14 protein-coding genes are annotated in these 20,434 nt (G+C 71.0%); 9 read left to right on the top strand and 5 right to left on the bottom strand.

The genetic code is table 11. The features are described from left to right. From ACGFSB_RS01175 to ACGFSB_RS01185, 3 genes are read right to left on the bottom strand one after another with little or no spacing between them, the layout of a single operon-like run. Positions 1–930, bottom strand: coding sequence for a hydroxymethylglutaryl-CoA lyase (locus tag ACGFSB_RS01175; RefSeq protein ID WP_393393754.1), 930 nt, complete (start codon positions 928–930; stop codon positions 1–3). 29 nt (positions 931–959) lie between these two features. After that, complete coding sequence (locus ACGFSB_RS01180; protein WP_393392235.1) at positions 960–2,906, bottom strand: acetyl-CoA carboxylase biotin carboxylase subunit; 1,947 nt, start codon at positions 2,904–2,906, stop codon at positions 960–962. A 35-nt stretch (positions 2,907–2,941) separates the two neighbouring features. Further along, positions 2,942–4,558, bottom strand: coding sequence for a carboxyl transferase domain-containing protein (locus ACGFSB_RS01185; RefSeq protein ID WP_393392238.1), 1,617 nt, complete (start codon positions 4,556–4,558; stop codon positions 2,942–2,944). A gap of 87 nt (positions 4,559–4,645) precedes the next feature. Here ACGFSB_RS01185 and ACGFSB_RS01190 point away from each other — a divergent pair, with 87 nt between their 5' ends. From ACGFSB_RS01190 to ACGFSB_RS01205, 4 genes are all read left to right on the top strand, one after another. Then, complete coding sequence (locus tag ACGFSB_RS01190) at positions 4,646–5,281, top strand: TetR/AcrR family transcriptional regulator (RefSeq protein ID WP_393392240.1); 636 nt, start codon at positions 4,646–4,648, stop codon at positions 5,279–5,281. Positions 5,282–5,399: 118 nt separating this feature from the next. After that, entirely contained in the window at positions 5,400–6,557 is a 1,158-nt protein-coding gene (locus ACGFSB_RS01195; RefSeq protein ID WP_393392242.1) for an acyl-CoA dehydrogenase family protein, read from the top strand. 24 nt (positions 6,558–6,581) lie between these two features. After that, on the top strand, positions 6,582–7,451 hold the full coding sequence (locus tag ACGFSB_RS01200; RefSeq protein ID WP_393392245.1) for an acyl-CoA thioesterase: 870 nt from the start codon (positions 6,582–6,584) through the stop codon (positions 7,449–7,451). Between the two features lie 60 nt (positions 7,452–7,511). Continuing rightward, a complete protein-coding gene (locus ACGFSB_RS01205; protein WP_393392247.1) occupies positions 7,512–8,501 on the top strand; it encodes a cation diffusion facilitator family transporter in 990 nt (329 codons plus the stop codon). 31 nt (positions 8,502–8,532) lie between these two features. On the opposite strand, the gene ACGFSB_RS01210 is transcribed toward ACGFSB_RS01205, so the two are convergent. Beyond that, positions 8,533–9,321, bottom strand: a complete 789-nt coding sequence (locus ACGFSB_RS01210) for a phosphatase (RefSeq protein ID WP_393392250.1) — start codon at positions 9,319–9,321, stop codon at positions 8,533–8,535. Positions 9,322–9,406: 85 nt separating this feature from the next. Then, positions 9,407–10,975 (bottom strand): PucR family transcriptional regulator, encoded by a 1,569-nt coding sequence (locus ACGFSB_RS01215; protein ID WP_393392253.1) that lies wholly within the window; start codon positions 10,973–10,975, stop codon positions 9,407–9,409. Between the two features lie 174 nt (positions 10,976–11,149). Between ACGFSB_RS01215 and ACGFSB_RS01220 the strand changes: the two genes are divergently transcribed. From ACGFSB_RS01220 to ACGFSB_RS01240, 5 genes are all read left to right on the top strand, one after another. After that, a complete protein-coding gene (locus ACGFSB_RS01220; protein ID WP_393392256.1) occupies positions 11,150–12,619 on the top strand; it encodes a sodium:solute symporter in 1,470 nt (489 codons plus the stop codon). A gap of 96 nt (positions 12,620–12,715) precedes the next feature. Beyond that, on the top strand, positions 12,716–13,714 hold the full coding sequence (speB, locus tag ACGFSB_RS01225; RefSeq protein WP_393392259.1) for an agmatinase: 999 nt from the start codon (positions 12,716–12,718) through the stop codon (positions 13,712–13,714). Then, positions 13,711–15,396, top strand: a complete 1,686-nt coding sequence (locus ACGFSB_RS01230) for a thiamine pyrophosphate-binding protein (protein WP_393392262.1) — start codon at positions 13,711–13,713, stop codon at positions 15,394–15,396. The genes speB and ACGFSB_RS01230 overlap by 4 nt, the downstream gene beginning before the upstream one ends. Positions 15,397–15,589: 193 nt before the next feature. Further along, positions 15,590–16,528, top strand: a complete 939-nt coding sequence (locus tag ACGFSB_RS01235) for a serine hydrolase (protein ID WP_393392265.1) — start codon at positions 15,590–15,592, stop codon at positions 16,526–16,528. 123 nt (positions 16,529–16,651) lie between these two features. Further along, positions 16,652–20,380 (top strand): ABC transporter ATP-binding protein, encoded by a 3,729-nt coding sequence (locus ACGFSB_RS01240; protein ID WP_393392267.1) that lies wholly within the window; start codon positions 16,652–16,654, stop codon positions 20,378–20,380. The last annotated feature ends 54 nt before the right edge of the window (positions 20,381–20,434 follow it).

The raw sequence follows: 20,434 nt of genomic DNA on the forward strand, positions 1-20,434 counted from the left end.
TCACTGCTCCTGGTGGGAGGTGCCCGTCAGGGCACGGACGGTGCGGGACGGGCTGGGTCGGCCCAGTTGTTCGGCCATCCACGCGCTGGTGGCGGTGAGACGGCCGAGATCGACGCCGGTCTCGATACCGAGGCCGTCGAGCATCCATACGAGGTCTTCCGTGGCGAGATTGCCGGTGGCGCTCTTCGCGTACGGACAGCCGCCCAGGCCGCCCGCCGACGCGTCGACCGTGCTTACGCCGTGCTGAAGGGCTGCCAGGGTGTTGGAGAGGGCCTGGCCGTACGTGTCGTGGAAGTGCACGCCGATGCGGTCCGTCGGCACGCCCTCCTCGTTCAACTCGGCGAGCAGCGCCAGGACATGGCCCGGTGTGGCCACGCCGATCGTGTCGCCGAGGCTCAGCTCCTCGCAGCCCATGTCCAGGAGGGACTTCGCGGTGCGGACGACCTGGGCGATGGGCACGGGGCCCTCCCAGGGATCGCCGAAGCACATGGAGAGATAGCCCCTCACATGCACCTTCTGCTCGCGGGCGCGGGCCACGACCGGCTCCGTCACCGCCAGGGCCTCGCCCATCGTGCGGTTGAGGTTGGCCTTGGCGAAGGATTCCGTGGCGCTGACGAAGACGGCGACGCTACGTGCGCCGAGCGCGAGGGCGCGGTCGAGGCCTCGGGCGTTCGGCACGAGGACCGGAAGCTTGGCCTCCACGTCCGCCAGGAGCGGGAACAGCTGCTCGGCGTCGGCCAGTTGGGGCACCCACTCGGGGTGCACGAAGCTGGTCGCCTCGATGGTGGTGAGGCCCGCCTGGGCGAGACGGTGGATGAACTCCGCCTTGACCTCCGTGGGGACGGCCGAATTCTCGTTCTGCAGGCCGTCCCGGGCGCCTACTTCATAGATGCGGACCCGGGGCGGGAGGTCCTGGGTGGGGACGACCATGGGGAGCGGGCCGGGCCGTGCGTCGGTGGTCACTTCTTGTCCTCCTCCGCCTCGTCCGGGATCACCACGGCAAGGACCTGGTCCATGGCGACGGTCGCGCCCGGTGTGACGTCGAGTTCGCTGACGGTGCCCGCGTGCGGGGCGGAGATGACGTGCTCCATCTTCATGGCCTCCACCACGAGGAGGCTCTGCCCCTGGGTCACGCGATCGCCGGTGGACACCTTGACGACCGTGACGGTGCCGGGCATGGGGGCCGTGAGGGCGTCGGCTCCCGAGTGGGCGGCACCGGTGAGGCTCGCCGCCACGGGGTCGTGGTCCTGGACGTGCCAGGCGTCGCCGTCCCGGCCCAGCCAGTCGCCCGCGCGGTGGAAGGTGTGGGTGAGTCCGTCCACGTGGACGGTGACGCGGCCGGGCTGCACGGTGCGCGGGTCCTTGGTGGCGATGTGCGCGACGGGTTCGTGGCCCGGTACGCGGAGGTGGTGGGTCAGTGGGGCCGGGGTGCCGCCGAGACGCCAGCCCCCTGGCACCGAGAACGGGTCCCGCCAGCCGTCACCGACGGGCTCGAGGGCGGCGGTGCGCACCGCAGCGGCGGCTTCGTACACCTCATCCGGCACCCCCTGCCGTACGAGCCCTTCCGCTTCCCGCTCCACAAGGCCCGTGTCCAACTCCCCGGAGACCACCGCCGGGTGGGCGAGGAGCCGCCGCAGGAACCCCGCGTTCGTCGGAACGCCGAGCGTCACCGTCTCCGCGAGGGCGGCCCGCAGTTTCCGCAGGGCCGTGGCGCGGTCCGGGCCGTAGGCGATGACCTTCGACAGCATCGGGTCGTACAGGCTGCCGACCTCCGTGCCCTCGCTCAGGCCGGAGTCGGTCCGCACGCCGTCGCCCTGCGGTTCGTGCAGGGCGAGGACCGTGCCGCCGGACGGCAGGAAACCGCGGGAAGGGTCCTCGGCGCATACGCGGGCCTCGATCGCGTGGCCCGTGAGCGTGATGTCCTGCTGCGCGTACGGGAGTTCCTCCCCGGAGGCCACCCGCAGCTGCCACTCCACCAGGTCTATCCCGGTGATCAGCTCCGTCACCGGATGCTCCACCTGGAGCCGGGTGTTCATCTCCATGAAGTAGTACGAAGCCGGGTCCTTGCCCGGCACGATGAACTCCACCGTGCCCGCGCCCGCATACCCGCAGGAGCGCGCCGCCTGGACCGCCGCCTCGCCCATCGACGCGCGCGTGGCCTCGTCCAGGAGGACGCTCGGGGCCTCCTCGATGATCTTCTGGTGGCGGCGCTGGAGCGAGCACTCGCGCTCGCCGAGGTGGATCACGTTCCCATGGGTGTCCGCGAGGACCTGGATCTCGATGTGCCGGGGGCGGTCGATCCACCGCTCCACCAGCAGCGTGTCGTCGCCGAAGGAGGCCCGTGCCTCGCGCCGCGCGGCGGCGATCTCGTCCGCGAGCACCGTCTCGTCCCGCACGAGCCGCATCCCCTTGCCGCCGCCGCCTGCAGAGGGCTTCAGGAGCACCGGCATACCGATCTCCCGCGCGGCTGACGCCAGTTGCACGTCACTCAGGCCGCTGCCCGAAGAGCCGGGGACCACCGGGACCCCGGCCGCCTCGACCGTCTCCTTGGCGCGGATCTTGTCGCCCATGAGGGAGATGGCCTCGGCGGGCGGGCCGATGAAGACGAGCCCGGCGTCGGCGCAGGCGCGCGCGAAGCCGGCGTTCTCCGCGAGGAAGCCGTACCCCGGGTGGACGGCCTGAGCGCCCGTCCGTACGGCCGCATCGATCAGCCGCTCGGCTGACAGATAGCTCTCGGCGGCCGGTGCCGGGCCGATCCGTACGGCGGTGTCCGCCTCGCGGACATGCCGCGCGTCCGCGTCCGCGTCGCTGAAGACGGCGACCGAGCGGACGCCGAGCGCCCGCAGCGTACGGATGACGCGGACCGCAATCTCGCCTCGGTTGGCGACCAGCACGGTGTCGAACATCGTCCCTCTCCTGCTGAAGTCAGTCATCGTCCGCCTCACATCCGGAAGACGCCGAAGCCGGGCTCGCCCAGCGGTGCCTCGGCGCACGCGGTCAGAGCGAGGCCGAGGACCTGCCGGGTCTCCATGGGGTCGATCACGCCGTCGTCCCAGAGCCGCGCGGTGGCGTAATAGGCATTGCCCTGCTGTTCGTACTGGGCGCGGACCGGGTCCTTGAAGGCCTCTTCGTCCGATGCCGACCATTCCTCGCCGCGCGCCTCCAACTGGTCGCGCTTGACGGTCGCGAGGACCGACGCGGCCTGCTCGCCGCCCATCACGGAGATCTTGGCGTTCGGCCACATCCACAGGAAACGGGGGGAGTAGGCCCGGCCGCACATCGAGTAGTTCCCCGCGCCGTACGAACCGCCGATCACTACCGTCAGCTTCGGTACGCGGGTGCAGGCCACGGCCGTCACCATCTTGGCGCCGTGCTTGGCGATGCCACCCGCCTCATAGTCCCGGCCGACCATGAAGCCGGAGATGTTCTGCAGGAAGACCAGCGGGATGCCGCGCTGGTCGCAGAGCTCGATGAAGTGGGCGCCCTTCTGGGCGGACTCGGAGAACAGGATGCCGTTGTTCGCGATGATGCCGACCGGGTGGCCGTGCAGGTGCGCGAAGCCGGTGACCAGCGTCGTGCCGTACTCCGCCTTGAACTCCGCGAACCGTGAACCGTCGACCACGCGCGCGATGACCTCGCGGACGTCATAGGGGGTGCGGGAGTCCGTCGGCACCGCTCCATAGAGCCCGGCAGGGTCGGCCTTCGGCTCCTCGACCGGGCGGACGGACCACGGGAGTTCGGTGCGCTCGGGGAGCGTGGAGACGATCGTCCGCACGATCCGCAGCGCGTGCGCGTCGTCCTCCGCGAGGTGGTCCGTCACCCCGGAGACCCGGGAGTGGACCTCGCCGCCCCCCAGCTCCTCGGCCGTCACGACCTCGCCGGTCGCCGCCTTCACCAGGGGCGGGCCGCCGAGGAAGATCGTGCCCTGACCGCGGACGATGACCGCTTCGTCGCTCATCGCGGGGACATACGCCCCGCCCGCCGTGCAGGAGCCGAGGACGGCGGCGATCTGCGGGACGCCCGCGCCGGACATCCGCGCCTGGTTGTAGAAGATCCGCCCGAAGTGCTCGCGGTCCGGGAAGACGTCGTCCTGCATGGGCAGGAAGGCGCCCCCGGAGTCCACCAGATACAGGCAGGGGAGGCGGTTCTCCAGCGCGACCTCCTGGGCGCGCAGATGCTTCTTCACCGTCATCGGGTAATACGTGCCGCCCTTGACGGTGGCGTCATTGGCGACGATCACGCATGTGCGCCCGGAGACCCGGCCGATTCCGGCGATGACCCCGGCGGCGGGCGCGTCCCCTCCATACAGCCCGTCGGCCGCGAGCGGCGCCAGCTCCAGGAAGGGCGAGCCCGGGTCGAGCAGCGCGTCCACGCGGTCGCGGGGCAGCAGCTTGCCGCGGGCGACATGGCGGGCCCTTGCCCGCTCACCGCCGCCGAGCCTGGCCGCGGCGAGCTTGGCCCGCAGGCCTTCGACGAGGGCGGTGTGCGCCGCCTCGTTCGTCCGCCATGCTTCGGACGCGGGATCAGCCGCGCTCGTCAGCACCGGTGCCTGCAGCATCAGTCGAGCCCCCTTGCTCGGTTAATGAGCGTTAACGCATTGCGTTCAGGTTAACGACCGCTAACCGCCCTGTCTAGAATTGATTCCATGGCCACCAGAACCGACGCCCCCACCCGTCGCGAGCAGATCCTCAGGGAAGCCGCCCGGCTCTTCGCCGAACGCGGCTTCCACGGAGTCGGAGTGGACGAGATAGGAGCCGCCGTCGGCATCAGCGGCCCCGGTCTCTACCGCCACTTCGCGGGCAAGGACGCGATGCTCGCCGAGTTGCTCGTCGGCATCAGCGGGCAGCTGCTCACCGGCGGCAAGCGATGTGTCGCCGATGCGGACGGCGCGGGCGGCCCGGGTGGTCCGGGCGGCGCGACCGGATCCGCGGGCTCGCCGGATCAGGTGCTCGACGCGCTCATCGAGGGGCACATCGACTTCGCGCTCGACGACCGCTCCCTGATCACCCTGCACGACCGCGAGCTCGACCGGCTGCGGGACAGCGACCGCAAGCTCGTCCGCCAGCTCCAGCGGCAGTATGTGGAGATCTGGGTCGACGTCGTGCGCAAGGCCTACCCCGACCTCGCGGAGAACGCGGCCCGCGTCTCCGTGCACGCGGTGTTCGGGCTGCTCAACTCCACGCCGCACCTGAGCAGGCGTGACGCGCTGCCGAGCCGGACGGCCATGGCGGGTCTGCTGCACCGCCTCGCGCGCGGGGCGTTCGCGGCGGCGGTGGCGTGACGGGGGCGACAGGACTTCTCTCTGGACGGTCCGGTGACCGGCGGGTAACGTTCATCTGAGCAAGCGCTTAGTCGTCTTGCGTCTGGCCGAGTCTGGTGCCGTATCGAAGGAGTTCTCCGTGCGCCGTACCGTTTTCAATGAGGACCACGAGGCGTTCCGGGAGACTCTGCGCGCCTTCATCGAGGCCGAGGTCGTCCCGGTCCACGAAGAGTGGTTCGCCGCGGGAATCGTGCCGCGCGAGTTCTACTACAAGCTGGCCGAGCTCGGCCTCTTCGGCATCAGCGTCCCCGAGGAGTTCGGCGGCGCGGGCATCGAGTCGCACAAGTTCGAGGCCATCCAGTACGAGGAGACGGCCCGCGCGGGCGTCAGCTTCGGCGGCTCCGGTGTGCACGTGCTGCTCGCCCTGCCGTACATCAAGGCGCTCGGCACCGACGAGCAGAAGAAGCGCTACCTGGAGAAGTTCGTCTCCGCCGAGGAGATGTGGGCCCTGGCGATGACCGAGCCGGGCACCGGCTCCGACCTCGCGGGCATGAAGACCACCGCCAAGCTCTCCGAGGACGGCACGCACTACGTCCTCAACGGCTCCAAGACCTTCATCACCGGCGGTGTGCACGCCGACCGCGTGATCGTCTGCGCCCGTACGTCCGCGCCCACCGCCGAGGACCGCCGCCACGGCATCTCGCTCTTCGCCGTCGACACCAAGTCCGACGGCTACTCCATCGGCCGCAAGCTCGACAAGCTGGGCCTGAAGGTCTCCGACACCGCCGAGCTGGCGTTCGTCGACGTCAAGGTCCCCGTCGAGGACCTCCTCGGCGAGGAGAACAAGGGCTTCTACTACCTCGGAAGCAACCTCCCCTCCGAGCGCTGGGGCATCGCCTACGGCGCGTACGCCCAGGCCAAGGCCGCCGTCCGGTTCGCCAAGGAGTACGTGCAGGACCGCACGGTCTTCGGCAAGACCGTCGCCTCCTTCCAGAACACCAAGTTCGAGCTCGCCGCCTGCCAGGCCGAGGTCGATGCCGCGGAGGCCGTCGCCGACCGCGCCCTGGAAGCCCTGGACGCGGGCGAGCTGACCGCGGCCGAGGCCGCGTCCGCGAAGCTGTTCACCACCGAGGTCGCGCACCGCGTCATCGACAAGTGCCTCCAGCTGCACGGCGGCTACGGCTTCATGAACGAGTACCCCATCGCCCGCCTGTACGCGGACAACCGCGTCAACCGCATCTACGGCGGCACCAGCGAGGTCATGAAGATGATCATCGCCAAGGACATGGGCCTGTAAAGATCCCCCTGTAGAACTGAGTTCATGAACAAGGCACTTGAAGACCTCCTCGATCTGCTCGACCTCGAGCAGATCGAGGAGGACATTTTCCGGGGCGTGAGCCGCTCGGCGCTCGTCCCGCGCGTCTTCGGCGGCCAGGTGGCCGCCCAGGCGCTGGTGGCGGCCGGACGCACCGTCCCCGCCGATCGGCCTGCCCACTCCCTGCACGCGTACTTCTTGCGCGCCGGTGACCCGGGTGCGCCGATCGTCTACACCGTCGACCGGATCCGCGACGGCCGCTCCTTCACCACCCGCCGTGTCGTCGCCGTCCAGCACGGGCAGCCGATCTTCCACCTCTCCGCGTCCTTCCAGACGTACGAGGAGGGGCTCGAGCACCAGGCCGAGATGCCGTCGGCGCCGGACCCGGAGACACTGCCGACCGCCGCCGAGATGCTGCCCCGCCACCTGCCGGCACGCGTCGCCGAGCGTCTGGTCGAGGCCCGCGCGGCCGTCGACCTGCGCTACGCGGACGCACCGCCCTGGGGCACGGTCGGGCAGCCGCGCGAGCCGCGCTCCCAGGTGTGGTTCCGTACGAACGGCAAACTCGACGGCGGCATCGACGAGTCCCTGCTGCACGTCTGTCTCGCCACGTACGTCTCCGACATGACGCTGCTCGACTCGGTGCTGCTCGCGCACGGCCGGGGCGGCTGGGCGGTCGGTGACGTCGTCGGCGCCTCGCTCGACCACGCGATGTGGTTCCACCGCCCCTTCAGGGCCGACGAATGGCTTCTGTACGACCAGGAGTCGCCGTCGGCGTCCGGCGGGCGCGGCCTCGGCCAGGCCCGGATCTGGACGCAGGACGGGCGGCTCGCGGTGACGGTGATTCAGGAAGGTGTCGTTCGCGTCCCGCGCTGACCGGCTTCTTCGGGGAGGGACGTTTCGCGTCCCGCGCTGATCGGACATACGGTCCGATACATGAGTGAGTCGCTCGACAGCAGTCAGCCGGAGCCGCCGGAGGGCGGTGGCGAGAGCACGTTCACCGTCGTAGTCGCCGCCGTCGCCAACCTCGGGATCGCCGTCGCCAAGGCCGTCGCCGGTGTCATCAGCGGGTCGAGCGCGATGCTCTCCGAAGCGGCGCACTCCTTGGCCGACACTGTCACCGAGCTGCTGCTCCTCACCGCCCTGAAGCGGAGCGAGAAGCCCGCCGACGAGGAGCACCCGCTGGGCTACGGCCCCGAGCGCTACATCTGGGCGATGCTCGCGGCCGTCGCCACCTTCGTCGGCGGCGCCGTCTTCTCGATCTACGACGGCATCCACACGCTGGTGGCGGGCGAGGACCTCGGCGACCCGCTCATCTCGTACATCGTGCTCGGCGTCGCCTTCCTCCTGGAGGGCTACTCGCTGCGCACCGGCGTCAGACAGGCACGCGGTGAGGCGGAGCGCTTCGGGGCTTCCTTCGGGCGCTATCTGCGCTACACGCCCGACACCGCCGTGAAGGCCGTCGTCCTGGAGGACTCCGCCGCCCTCGCAGGACTCGTGCTCGCCGCGGGCGGACTGCTCGGCGGGCAGCTCACCGGATCCGGCGCGTGGGACGGCGCGGCCTCGCTCTGCATCGGCGCGCTGCTTCTGTACGTCGCCTGGGTGCTCGGCCGCAGCAACGCCCAGCTCCTCATCGGGCGCCCGCTGCCGAAGCCGATGCGTAAGGAGATCCGTGACGTGCTGCTCGCCTCCGAGCACGTCGAGGCCGTACTCGAACTGACGACGCTGCTCCAGGGGCCGCGCGAAGCCCTTGTCGCCGCCAAGGTCGACTTCCGTGACGCCTCCACGGCGGCGCAGATCGAGTGGGCCTGCGAACAGGCCGAGCAGCGGCTGCGGGAGCGGTTTCCCGGCGTACGACGGGTCTATCTGGACCCGACGCCGGGCTACTCCCAGCGGCGCGAGGAAGGGCTCAACCCGTGGCCGTGAATTCCGTGGCCGTGAATTCCGTGGCCGTGACTCAGGCCTCCGGCGTGAGGCCCGCCGCGTCGAGCAGGTAGGCCGTCATCGGGTCGTAGAACCGCGGGCTCGTGACGTGGTCGTCGAGCGGGATCGTCACCTGGAGGGTGCCCTCGGCCTCGCCGATGAACAGCGCCGGGTCGTTGCAGTCCGCGTACCCGATGGAGTCGATGCCGCGCTGTCCCGCCCGTCCCGCCCAGCCGTGGTCGGCGACGACCAGGTCGGGCAGTGGGCGGCCCTCGCGCTCCAGGCCGTCCAGGATCGCGTTCATCGGCTCCGGGGAGTGCGTGTGCCACAGGGTCGCGCCGCGCTCCAGCATCGCCACGTCAGCGAACTGGAAGACCATGCCCTCGTCGGCGGTGAGGCCCTCCGGGATGACGACGATCTCGCAGCCCGCCGTGCGCAGGGCGGCCGCTGTCGCGCGGTGCACGTCGAGCATCCCCCCGGGGTGGCCGGTGGCGAAAAGGACCCTCTCCTTGCCCGCCGCGGCCTTACGGAGACGGGCGGCCATCCGCTCGAGGGCGTCGACCGTCAGCTCGGGGTCGATCGTGTCCTGCCCCTGCCGGAACTCGGTGTCGTCGATGACACCGCACCGCTCGGCCATCACCGCGAGGACGTCCTGCTCGTCGGTCCAGCGGTCGCCGAGCTCCAGACCGAGCCAGTAGTGGCGGTCGCCGTTCGCGAGCTTCCTGTAGTGGCTGAGGTTGTTCTCGCGGGGAGTGGCGACGTTGCCCGCGATGCGGGAGCGGACTAGGTGGTCGACAAGCGCGGCACGGCTGGGTATGGGCATGGGTCCCATTGTGCCGGGGGTGACCACGCGGTGGCGGACTGTCCCGAAGCCTGGAATGTGACGTGCGCCCCTTCGTCCGCCCGCGTCAGCTCTCGCGGCCGAGCGCGAACCACAGTTCCATCCGTACGTCCGGGTCGTCCAGGTCCGTACCCAGGAGCGCCCCGCACCGGGTGATGCGCTGTCTGACCGTGTTGCGGTGTACGCCGAGTGCCGTTGCCGTGCGGTCCCAACTGCCGTGCAGGGAGAGCCAGGTGCGCAGGGTTTCGGTGAGGGCCCGGTTGCCGTCCAGCGGGGCGAGCAGCACGCGCGCGTGGGCGTCGGCCTCGGCGGGTGCGACCAGGGCGGCGATGCCCGCCTCGCGGTGCCGGACGAGCGGGGTGCGGGTGGCCTCCGCACGGCGCAGGGCCCGCGCCGCCTGGGCATCGGCGGCGGGCAGGTCGCCGGGGGATGCGGGGGAGGAGACGCCCAGCGTCCAGCCCGGCTGCCCGGTGGGCTCCCGGTCGGCGGGGAGCAGGAGCCGTACGAGATCCTGCCCGGCGTCCGTGTCGACCAGGCCGCTGTCCAGCGCGGCGGCGAGCGCGGAAGCGGCCACGGCGTGCGCCACGGGATCGACACCGGTGACACCGGTGACACCGGCGACACCGGCGACCCCGCGCGCGTGCACCACGGTCCACTGCCCGGCCCCCAGGAGTGGCGTGACATCGTCCGCCGCCGCGCCGAGCAGCAGCCGTACGAGAGCCGCCGAACGCGCGGACTCGGCGGCGCCCTGGTGCTTGCCGGTGAGCAGCGAGAGCAGCACGACGGCCACCCCGGTGATGGTGTGGTCCCCGGGTTCGCGCCGGTCGGCGGCGACCCCGAGGGCGAAGCCCTGCCCGCCGCCGAGCGCGTACGCGGAGAGGTGGGTGCTGCCCACGGAGTCGGTGGCGGATGCGGGGGTGGGACCGGTCCGCCCGGTGGGACGCAGGACCGCGGAGAGGTCGCGCACCGCCTGCCGCACTCCGGCGCCCGGAGCCGTCCCCGCCGTGTGCAGCACCGCCCCGTCCGGTGCGTAGAGGGCCGCCCAGCCGCTCAGACGTGCCGCGAGCTGCCGCAGGACGGCAGGGAGCGGGTCGGGGCGTGCGGCGGCCGTGGCGAGGCCCTGCTGGGCCTCCGTGACCCGGCGCAGCTCCGCGTGCCTGGCCTCCGCGACGAGGCGCCACACCGCGCGGGCGACCCCGCTGAACGTGGTGCGCGGTGGCACCTCCAGGAGCGGCAGGCCGTAGCGGTCGCAGGCCGTCACCAGGGCGCGGGGCACCGTGTCGTGCACGGGCGCGACGCCGAAGCCGAGGGCCGAGCCACCCGCCTCGACGATCCGCGCCACGTAATCGTCGAGGTAGACGCCCGCGCCCACCGGGTCCGTGATGTGCACGCCCGCCGTCAACAGCAGCTCGCCGCCCAGGAGATACGGATACGGGTCCGCCATCTCCGAGGTGTGCACCCAGTGGATGGCCGCCCCGCTCTCCCCGGCGTCGGGGCCCGCGATCTGGCGCAGGCCCAGATCCTCCCGGGCGAGCAGCGCGGTCAGCGGGACGGGCGGGGTGGGGGGAGCCACGGAAACGGCTCCGGAAGAGGCGGCTGATGCGGCGGGGTCCGGCACGGTGGACGTTCCATCCATCTCGGTCGTGAAGAGTGGATGAAACGTACACTTCAGCGTTGCTTTCCGGCCACCTAAGGTCGTGCCGACCCCAGGCCGTGGGTACGGGCGGATGTCCCCATGGCCGGTCACCATCCCCATCTGCATCACCCCCATCTGCACGACACGCCACCGAGGTGCGCGAAGGAGGGCCCTATGGCCGTCGACTACACAGTGATCGTCGTCTATCTCGCCGGTATGCTCGCGATGGGCTGGTGGGGTATGCGCCGCGCCAAGTCCAAGAGCGAGTTCCTGGTCGCGGGACGCCGCCTCGGACCGTGGATGTACTCCGGGACCATGGCCGCCATCGTCCTCGGTGGCGCGTCCACCATCGGTGGCGTCGGCCTCGGCTACCAGTACGGGCTCTCCGGCGCCTGGATGGTCTTCACCATCGGCCTCGGGCTCCTCGCGCTGAGCGTCTTCTTCTCGGCGCGCATCGCACGCCTGAAGGTCTACACCGTCTCCGAGATGCTCGACCTCCGCTACGGCGGGCGCGCGGGCGTCATCTCCGGAGTCGTCATGTGGGCGTACACGCTGATGCTCGCGGTCACATCGACCATCGCGTACGCCACGATCTTCGACGTCATCTTCGACATGAACCGCACCCTGGCGATCATCCTCGGCGGCTCGATCGTCGTCGCCTACTCGACGCTCGGCGGCATGTGGTCCATCACGCTCACCGACATGGTGCAGTTCGTGGTGAAGACCGTCGGCGTGCTGCTCCTCCTTCTCCCCATCGCCGTCGTCAAGGCCGGTGGCTTCAGTGAGATGAAGGCCAAGCTGCCCACCGAGTACTTCGACCCGCTGGGCATCGGCGGCGAGACGATCTTCACGTACGTCCTGATCTATACGTTCGGGATGCTCATCGGGCAGGACATCTGGCAGCGCGTCTTCACCGCGCGCAGCGACAAGGTCGCCCGCTACGGAGGCACCGTCGCCGGTACCTACTGTCTGGTGTACGCCGTCGCGGGCGCCGTCATCGGCACCGCGGCCAAGGTCATGTACCCGAAGCTGCCGAGCGCGGACGCGGCCTTCGCGACCATCGTCAAGGACGAACTGCCCATGGGCGTACGGGGCCTTGTGCTCGCCGCGGCGCTCGCCGCCGTGATGTCCACGTCCTCCGGAGCGCTCATCGCCTGCGCGACCGTCGCCAACAACGACATCTGGTCGCGGCTGCGGGGCGCCGTCTCCCCGAAGGGGGAAGGCGACGAGCCGCACGACGAGGTCAAGGGCAACCGGCTCTTCATCCTGGTCATGGGCGTCGCCGTCGTCTGCATCGCCATCGCGCTCAACGACGTCGTCCAGGCGCTGACCGTCGCCTACAACCTGCTCGTCGCCGGTCTTCTCGTGCCGATCCTCGGCGGGCTGCTGTGGAAGCGCGGCACGGGCACGGGCGCGTTGTCGGCCGTCGTCGCCGGTGGGCTCTCGGTCATCGGGCTCATGTGGTGGTACGGAATCCTCGCCAACGAGCCCGTCTACTACGGCCTGTTGATCTCCCTCGCCGTGTACGTCGTCGTCTCCCTCGCCACGAAGCCGACCGACGCGGACGTCCTCGCGGCCTGGCGGGAGCGGCTCGCGGGGCGTGGGACCGAAGAAGCGGAACCGGAATCGCCGGTGGCCGTCTAGTCATGCGCGCGGTCCACTGTCAGTGGGCCGCGCGACACTTGTCCAAGCAGCACTGAGCACCACAGCAGCACTCTGACCAGCAGGAGGAAACCGACCATGAGCAGCGCCGAGAACCCGACCCCCCGCGGCCCGGTCGATTCCTCCCGCGTGCCGAGGTACGCGGGCCCGGCGACGTACGCCAGGCTGCCTCGCATCGACGAGGTGGGCGGCAAGACGGACATCGCCGTGGTCGGCGTCCCCTTCGACACGGGTGTCTCGTACCGCCCCGGCGCCCGCTTCGGCGGCAACGCGATCCGTGAGGCCTCGCGGCTCCTGCGTCCGTACAACCCCGCGCAGGACGCTTCCCCCTTCGCGCTCGCGCAGGTCGCGGACGCGGGCGACATAGCCGCCAACCCGTTCAACATCAACGAAGCGGTCGAGACGATCGAGGCAGCCGCCGACGACCTCCTCGGCTCGGGCGCCCGCATGATGACGCTGGGCGGCGACCACACCATCGCGCTCCCGTTGCTGCGGTCCGTGGCCAAGAAGCACGGCCCGGTCGCCCTGCTGCACTTCGACGCGCACCTGGACACCTGGGACACGTATTTCGGCGCCGAGTACACGCACGGCACGCCGTTCCGCCGGGCCGTCGAGGAGGGCATCCTCGACACCGAGGCGCTCTCCCACGTCGGCACGCGCGGCCCGCTCTACGGCAAGCAGGACCTCACCGACGACGAGAAGATGGGCTTCGGCATCGTCACGTCGGCGGACATCTACCGCCGCGGCGCCGACGAGGTCGCCGACCAGCTGCGCCAGCGCATCGGCGACCGCCCGCTGTACATCTCCATCGACATCGACTGCCTGGACCCGGCCCACGCGCCCGGCACCGGCACCCCGGAGGCGGGCGGCATGACGTCGCGCGAGCTCCTGGAGATCCTGCGGGGGCTCTCCTCCTGCAACCTCGTATCGGCGGACGTCGTCGAGGTCGCCCCCGCCTACGACCACGCGGAGATCACGGCCGTCGCCGCGTCGCACACCGCGTACGAACTGACGACGATCATGTCCCGCCAGATCGCGGAGGCCCGCCGGACCACTGAGGGGAGCGCGGCCAAGTGACGCACGACCACGACGTAGTCCTGCGCCCCACGGACGCGCAGCAGGAGGCGGCCCTGAACCCGCCCGCCGGGCGCAACGGCGGCGATCTCGTCGTCGAGACCCTCCAGGGCCTCGGCGCGACGACGGTCTTCGGCCTCCCCGGTCAGCACGCGCTGGGCATGTTCGACGCCCTGCGCCGCTCTTCTCTCTCGTACGTAGGCCTTCGCGTCGAGAACAACACGGGCTTCGCGGCGGACGCGTACGGCCGGATCACCGGCGAGGTGGCCCCGCTCCTCCTCTCCACCGGACCCGGCGCGCTGACCTCGCTCGCGGCGCTCCAGGAGGCGGCGGCAGGTTCCTCGCCCGTGCTCGCGATCGGCAGCCAGATCCCGGTGGCGGGCCTCGGCGGCGGCCGGCACGGCTACCTCCACGAGCTGCGTGACCAGCAGGCGTCGTTCAGAGACGTGGTCAAGTCCGTCCACCCGGTCCGCACGGCCTCGCAGATCCCCTCCGCGATCGCGGCGGCCTGGGAGTCGGCGCTCACCGCCCCGCACGGCCCGGTGTGGGTGGAGATCCCGCAGGACGTGCTGCTGGCGGAGACGACCCTGCCCGTCGTCACGGCCATGGACGCGACCCCGGAGGATGTCGTCCCGCGCCCCGAGCTGACCGCGGTGGCGGCCGACCTGCTCAGCCGGGCCGAGCGCCCGGCGATCATCGCGGGCGGCGGAGTCGTACGTTCCGATGCGAGCGGCAAGCTGCTCGCTCTCGCCGAGCTGGTGAACGCGCCCGTCGTCACGACCTTCGGCGGCAAGGGCGCGTTCCCCTGGGAGCACCCGCTGTCGCTCCAGTCGTGGCTGGAGGACCGGTACACGACGGACTTCCTTGAGGACGCCGACGTCCTCCTGGTGATCGGCTCCGGCCTCGGCGAACTCTCGTCGAACTACCACACGTTCAAGCCGCGCGGCCGGGTCATCCAGATCGAGGCGGACGCCGGAAAGCTGGAGTCCAACCACCCGGCGCTCGGCATCCACGCGGACGCGCGGCTCGCGCTCTCCGCGCTCCTGGAGACGATCGACGCCCCCCGCGAGGACCCCTCGGCCCCCGAGCGGGTGCGGACGGTCCTCACCAAGGTCAAGGACCGTATCGCCGCCCAGGAGCTCACCCTGGAGCAGCAGGTCCTCGCCTCGGTCCGGGAGGCCCTGCCGGACACGTCACCGTCCTTCTGGGACATGACGATCCTGGCGTACTGGGCGTGGTCCGCCTTCGACGCGCGGCGCCCGAACACGATGCACTCCGCCCAGGGCGCGGGCGGCCTGGGCTACGGCTTCCCCGCCGCCATCGGCGCGGCCGCCGCGGACCCCTCGAAGCCGGTCCTTGCCGTCTCGGGCGACGGCGGCGCGATGTACTCCATCGCGGAACTGGCCTCCGCCAAGCAGCACGGCCTGCCGGTCACCTGGCTGATCGTGGACGACGGGGGCTACGGAATCCTGCGGGAGTACATGTCCGAGGCCTTCGGCGAGCCCACGGCGACGGAGCTCTCCCGCCCCGACTTCGTCGCCCTCGCGGAGTCCTTCGGCGTACCGGGCGTCCGCACGACCCCGGAGGCCCTCCGCGACGACCTCGCGAAGGCTCTCGGGGAGCCCGGCCCCTCGGTCGTCGTGCTCCCGGCCGTGCTGCGCATGTTCGAGCCGACGCACCTCTGAGCCTGCGCCGGCCGCAGAAGAATCCCGGCGTCACACGCTTTCAACGGTGTGACACCGGGACTTTTTTGCGATCAATGGACGGCTTCGTGCAACCTCTACGGGTGCCCGTGGGTCAAGCGGGGTGAGTGCGCCGGGGGCGCGCTCGTACGGGTCCCGAGGGGCTCGTACGGACCGACAGGGATGGGAAGACTCCGTGACACACCCGATATCCGGGATATCCAGGCGTGCCCGCATACTCTCGGCTGGCCTCGCCGCCGGGGTGCTCGTGCCGCTCGGCGCGGCCTCGGCCGCCACGCCCGCCGTCGCCGCGACGGCACCGGGCGTCACCTGCGCCTCGGCGCAGGCAGGCCTGGCCGCCAAGCTGACGAAGGACATCACGGCGGCGCTGAAGAACCGCAAGGGCACCGTCGCGGTCGGCCTCCGCGACCGCGCCACAGGCACCACCTGCACCCTGCGCGCGACGACCTCGTTCGACTCGGCGAGCGTCGTCAAGGCGACCGTCCTCGCCACGCTCCTGTGGGACGCCCAGAAGACCGGCCGCGCCCTGTCGTCCCGCGAGAAGAGCCTCGCGACCTCCATGATCACCAAGTCCGACAACGCGGCCACCAGTACGCTCTGGCGCCAGCTCGGCGCGACCAAGGTGACGGGCTTCCTCCGGGCCGCCGGGATGACGAAAACGGTGCCGGGGTCCGGCGGCTACTGGGGCCTCACCCGGATCAACGCCACCGACGAGCAGCAGCTCCTCGCCCTGATCACCGGCCAGAACACCGTCCTGACCGACGCCTCCCGCGCCTACCTCCTCGAGCTGATGGGCAAAGTGATCCCCTCGCAGCGCTGGGGCACCCCCGCGGGCGCGCCGTCCGGCGTCGAGATCCACGTCAAGAACGGCTGGCTACAGCGGTCGACCCACGGCTGGCGGGTGCACAGCATCGGCGCGTTCAAGGGCGGCGGCCACGACTACACCCTGTCCGTGCTCACCCACGGCAACAGCACCATGAACTATGGCGTCGCCACCATCCAGGGCGTGGCCAAGGCCGTCCACAAGGACCTGGCGCCCAGGACCCCCGCGGCCGGGCGCTACGCCCCGACGGACGCGCCGCGGGAGGCGTCCGTGGCGGTCCCCGGCAGCTGACAGGGTCCTAGGCCGGTCCTAGGCCGGACCTAGGTCCTCAGACCCCTCTTTGTTGCGGCGGGATGAAATCCGCCCCGCCCCGGGTTGTGCCTCTCGGCAGGTCAGGTCGACGGGAGGCAGCACGTGGCGGAGCAACGGGGCGGGGTCGGGCCGGAGAAATCCGGCTGGGCGAGGAGACTGACCGGGTACGCGTGGCGGTATCCGAAGGACGTCGTGCTCGCGCTCGGGGCCTCGCTGGCCGGTATGGCCGTCATGGCCCTCGTCCCGCTCATCACCAAGGTCATCATCGATGACGTCGTCGGGGACAAGACGCGCTCCATGGGCCCCTGGGCCGCCGCCCTCATAGGCGCCGCCGCCCTCGTCTACGTCTTCACCTACATCCGCCGCTACTACGGCGGCCGCCTCGCCCTCGACGTCCAGCACGACCTGCGGACCGAGATGTACGGGACGATCACCGAGCTCGACGGGCGGCGGCAGGACGAGCTGTCCACCGGGCAGGTCGTCGGACGCGCCACCAGCGACCTCCAGCTGATCCAGGGCCTGCTCTTCATGCTGCCGATGACCATCGGCAACGTACTGCTCTTCGTGATCTCCCTCGTGATCATGGCGTGGCTCTCCATCCCGCTGACCCTCGTCGCGCTCGCCGTCGCCCCCGCCCTCTGGTTCATCGCCAAGCGCAGCCGCAACCGACTGCACCCCTCGACCTGGTACGCGCAGGCCCAGGCCGCCGCCGTCGCCGGAGTCGTGGACGGCTCCGTCTCCGGCGTACGTGTCGTGAAGGGGTTCGGCCAGGAGGAGCAGGAGACCGGGAAACTCCGGGAGGTCGGGCGCAAGCTCTTCGCGGGGCGCCTTCGCACCATTCGGCTCAACTCCAAGTACACGCCCGCACTGCAGGCCGTGCCCGCGCTCGGGCAGGTCGCGATGCTCGCGCTCGGCGGCTGGCTCGCGGTGCGCGGACAGATCACGCTCGGTACGTTCGTAGCCTTCTCCAGCTATCTCGCCCAGCTCGTCGGGCCCGTCCGTATGCTCGCCATGGTGCTCACCGTCGGCCAGCAGGCCCGCGCGGGCGCCGAGCGCGTCCTGGAGCTCATCGACACCGAGCCGACGCTGAAGGACGGCACCAAGGCGCTCCCCGCAGACGCTCCGGCGACGGTCGAGTTCGACGACGTCTCCTTCGCCTACGAGGACAGCCGCCCCGTCCTCGACGGCCTCTCCTTCGAGATCAGGCCCGGCGAGACCCTCGCCGTCGTCGGAACATCCGGCAGCGGAAAGTCCACCGTCTCGCTGCTCCTGCCCCGCTTCTACGACGTGACCCACGGCGCCGTCCTCATCGGCGGGCACGACGTGCGCGAGCTGACGACCGAATCGCTGCGGGCCGCCATCGGGCTCGTGCCCGAGGACTCCTTCCTCTTCTCCGACACCATCCGCGCCAACATCGCGTACGGAAAGCCGGGCGCCACTCAGGAGGAGATCGAGACCGCGGCCCGCGCCGCCCAGGCCGACCGCTTCATATCCGAGCTGCCCGACGGCTACGACACCACCGTCGGCGAGCACGGGCTCACCCTCTCCGGCGGCCAGCGCCAGCGCGTCGCCCTCGCGCGCGCCATCCTCACCGACCCCCGGCTCCTCGTCCTGGACGACGCGACGTCCGCGGTGGACGCGCGGGTCGAGCACGAGATCCACGAGGCCCTGCGCGGTGTCATGGCAGGCCGCACCACCCTCCTCATCGCCCACCGTCGCTCCACCCTGAACCTCGCCGACCGCATCGCCGTACTCGACGGCGGAAAGCTCGCCGCCATCGGCACGCACGAGGAGCTGACCGAGCGATCGGCCCTCTACCGGCGCCTGTTGACCGACCCCGACGAGCTCGGCGGCGTCTCGCCGGGCCGTGCGGTGCCGGTCGAGCTGCCCGAGGACACCTCCGTACGCGATGAGCTCGACGCCGAGTTCGACGCCGAGCGAGGCATCACGCCGCAGCTCTGGGTCGGCGACCGCGAGCCCAAGGACACCGCGATGTCCGGGATGCCCGCGACGCCCGAACTCCTCGCGCAGGTCGACGCGTTGCCCCCGGCCACCGACACCCCCGGCATCGACGAGGCGCGCGCGGTCACCACGGAGGAGTCGTACGGGCTCCGCCGCCTCCTCGCCGGATTCGGGAAGCCACTGTTGCTCGCGCTGCTCCTCGTCGCGATCGACGCGGGCATGGGCCTGCTGCTCCCCGTACTGATCAGGCACGGCATCGACGAGGGCGTCTCACAGCTCGCGCTCGGCGCCGTGTGGACGGCCTCCGGGCTCGCGCTGCTCGCCGTGCTCGTCCAGTGGACGGCGCAGATCGGCGAGACGCGGATGACCGGGAGGACGGGCGAACGCGTCCTCTACTCCCTCCGCCTGAAGATCTTCGCCCAGCTCCAGCGGCTCGGACTCGACTACTACGAGCGGGAGTTGACCGGGCGCATCATGACCCGGATGACGACGGACGTGGACGCCCTGTCCACCTTCCTCCAGACGGGCCTGGTCACCGCGTTCGTCTCCGTCGTCACCTTCTTCGGCATCATGGTCGCGCTCGTCGTGATCGACATTCAGCTCGCGCTCGTCGTCTTCGCGACGCTGCCGCCGCTGATCATCGGCACGTTCTTCTTCCGCAGGTCCAGCGTCAAGGCGTACGAACTCGCCCGCGAGCGCGTCTCGGTGGTCAACGCCGACCTTCAGGAGTCCGTGGCCGGTCTTCGCATCGTGCAGGCCTTCCGGCGTGAGCGCGCGGGCCGCGAGAAGTTCGCCGCGGGCAGTGCCGACTACCGCAGCGCGCGCATCCGCGGGCAGTGGCTGATCTCCGTCTACTTCCCGTTCGTGCAGCTGCTCTCGGCGGTCGCCGCGGCCGCGGTCCTGATGGTCGGCGCGGGCCGGGTGGAGGCGGGGACGCTGACGACCGGCGCCCTGGTCGCCTACCTCCTCTACATCGACCTGTTCTTCGCGCCCGTCCAGCAGCTCTCGCAGGTCTTCGACGGCTACCAGCAGGCCACCGTCTCGCTCGGCCGCATCCAGGAGCTGCTCCAGGAGCCGACATCGACCGAGGCCGCCGACAAGCCCCTCGACGTCCTGTCGCTGCGCGGCGAGATCGCCTTCGAGGACGTGGACTTCGCGTACGGCGATGAGGAGGAAGCCCTCAGCGATGTGCGGCTCCGCATCCCCGCGGGCCAGACCGTCGCGTTCGTCGGCGAGACAGGCGCGGGCAAGTCGACCCTCGTCAAGCTCGTCGCCCGGTTCTACGACCCGACCGGCGGCCGGGTGACGGTGGACGGCACGGACCTGCGGTCCCTGGATCTGACCTCGTACCGCCACCGCCTCGGTGTCGTTCCGCAGGAGGCCTACCTCTTCGCGGGCACGGTGCGCGACGCCATCGCCTACGGGCGGCCCGCCGCCACCGACGCGGAGGTCGAGGCCGCGGCCCGCGCGGTCGGCGCGCACGACATGATCGCCACCCTGGACGGCGGCTACCTCCACGAGGTCTCCGAACGAGGCCGCAACCTCTCCGCGGGGCAGCGCCAGCTGATCGCCCTGGCCCGCGCGGAACTCGTCGACCCGGACATCCTGCTCCTCGACGAGGCGACCGCCGCCCTGGACCTCGCCACGGAGGCACAGGTCAACCAGGCCACCGACCGCATAGCGGGCAAGCGCACCACGCTGGTCGTCGCCCACCGCCTCACCACGGCAGCCCGCGCGGACCGCGTGGTCCTGATGGACCGCGGCAGGGTCGCGGAGGACGGCACGCACGAGGAGCTGCTCGCGCTCGACGGGCGGTACGCGCGGCTGTGGCGGACGTTCGTGGGGGAGGCCGAGCCGTCGGCCGCGTAGGGCCGCTCCGTAGCGTTGAACGAAGTAGCCGTTGAACGAATCGCGGCGGTTTCG

It is taken from the genome of Streptomyces sp. NPDC048441 (genome assembly GCF_043200235.1).
Taxonomy (GTDB): domain Bacteria; phylum Actinomycetota; class Actinomycetes; order Streptomycetales; family Streptomycetaceae; genus Streptomyces.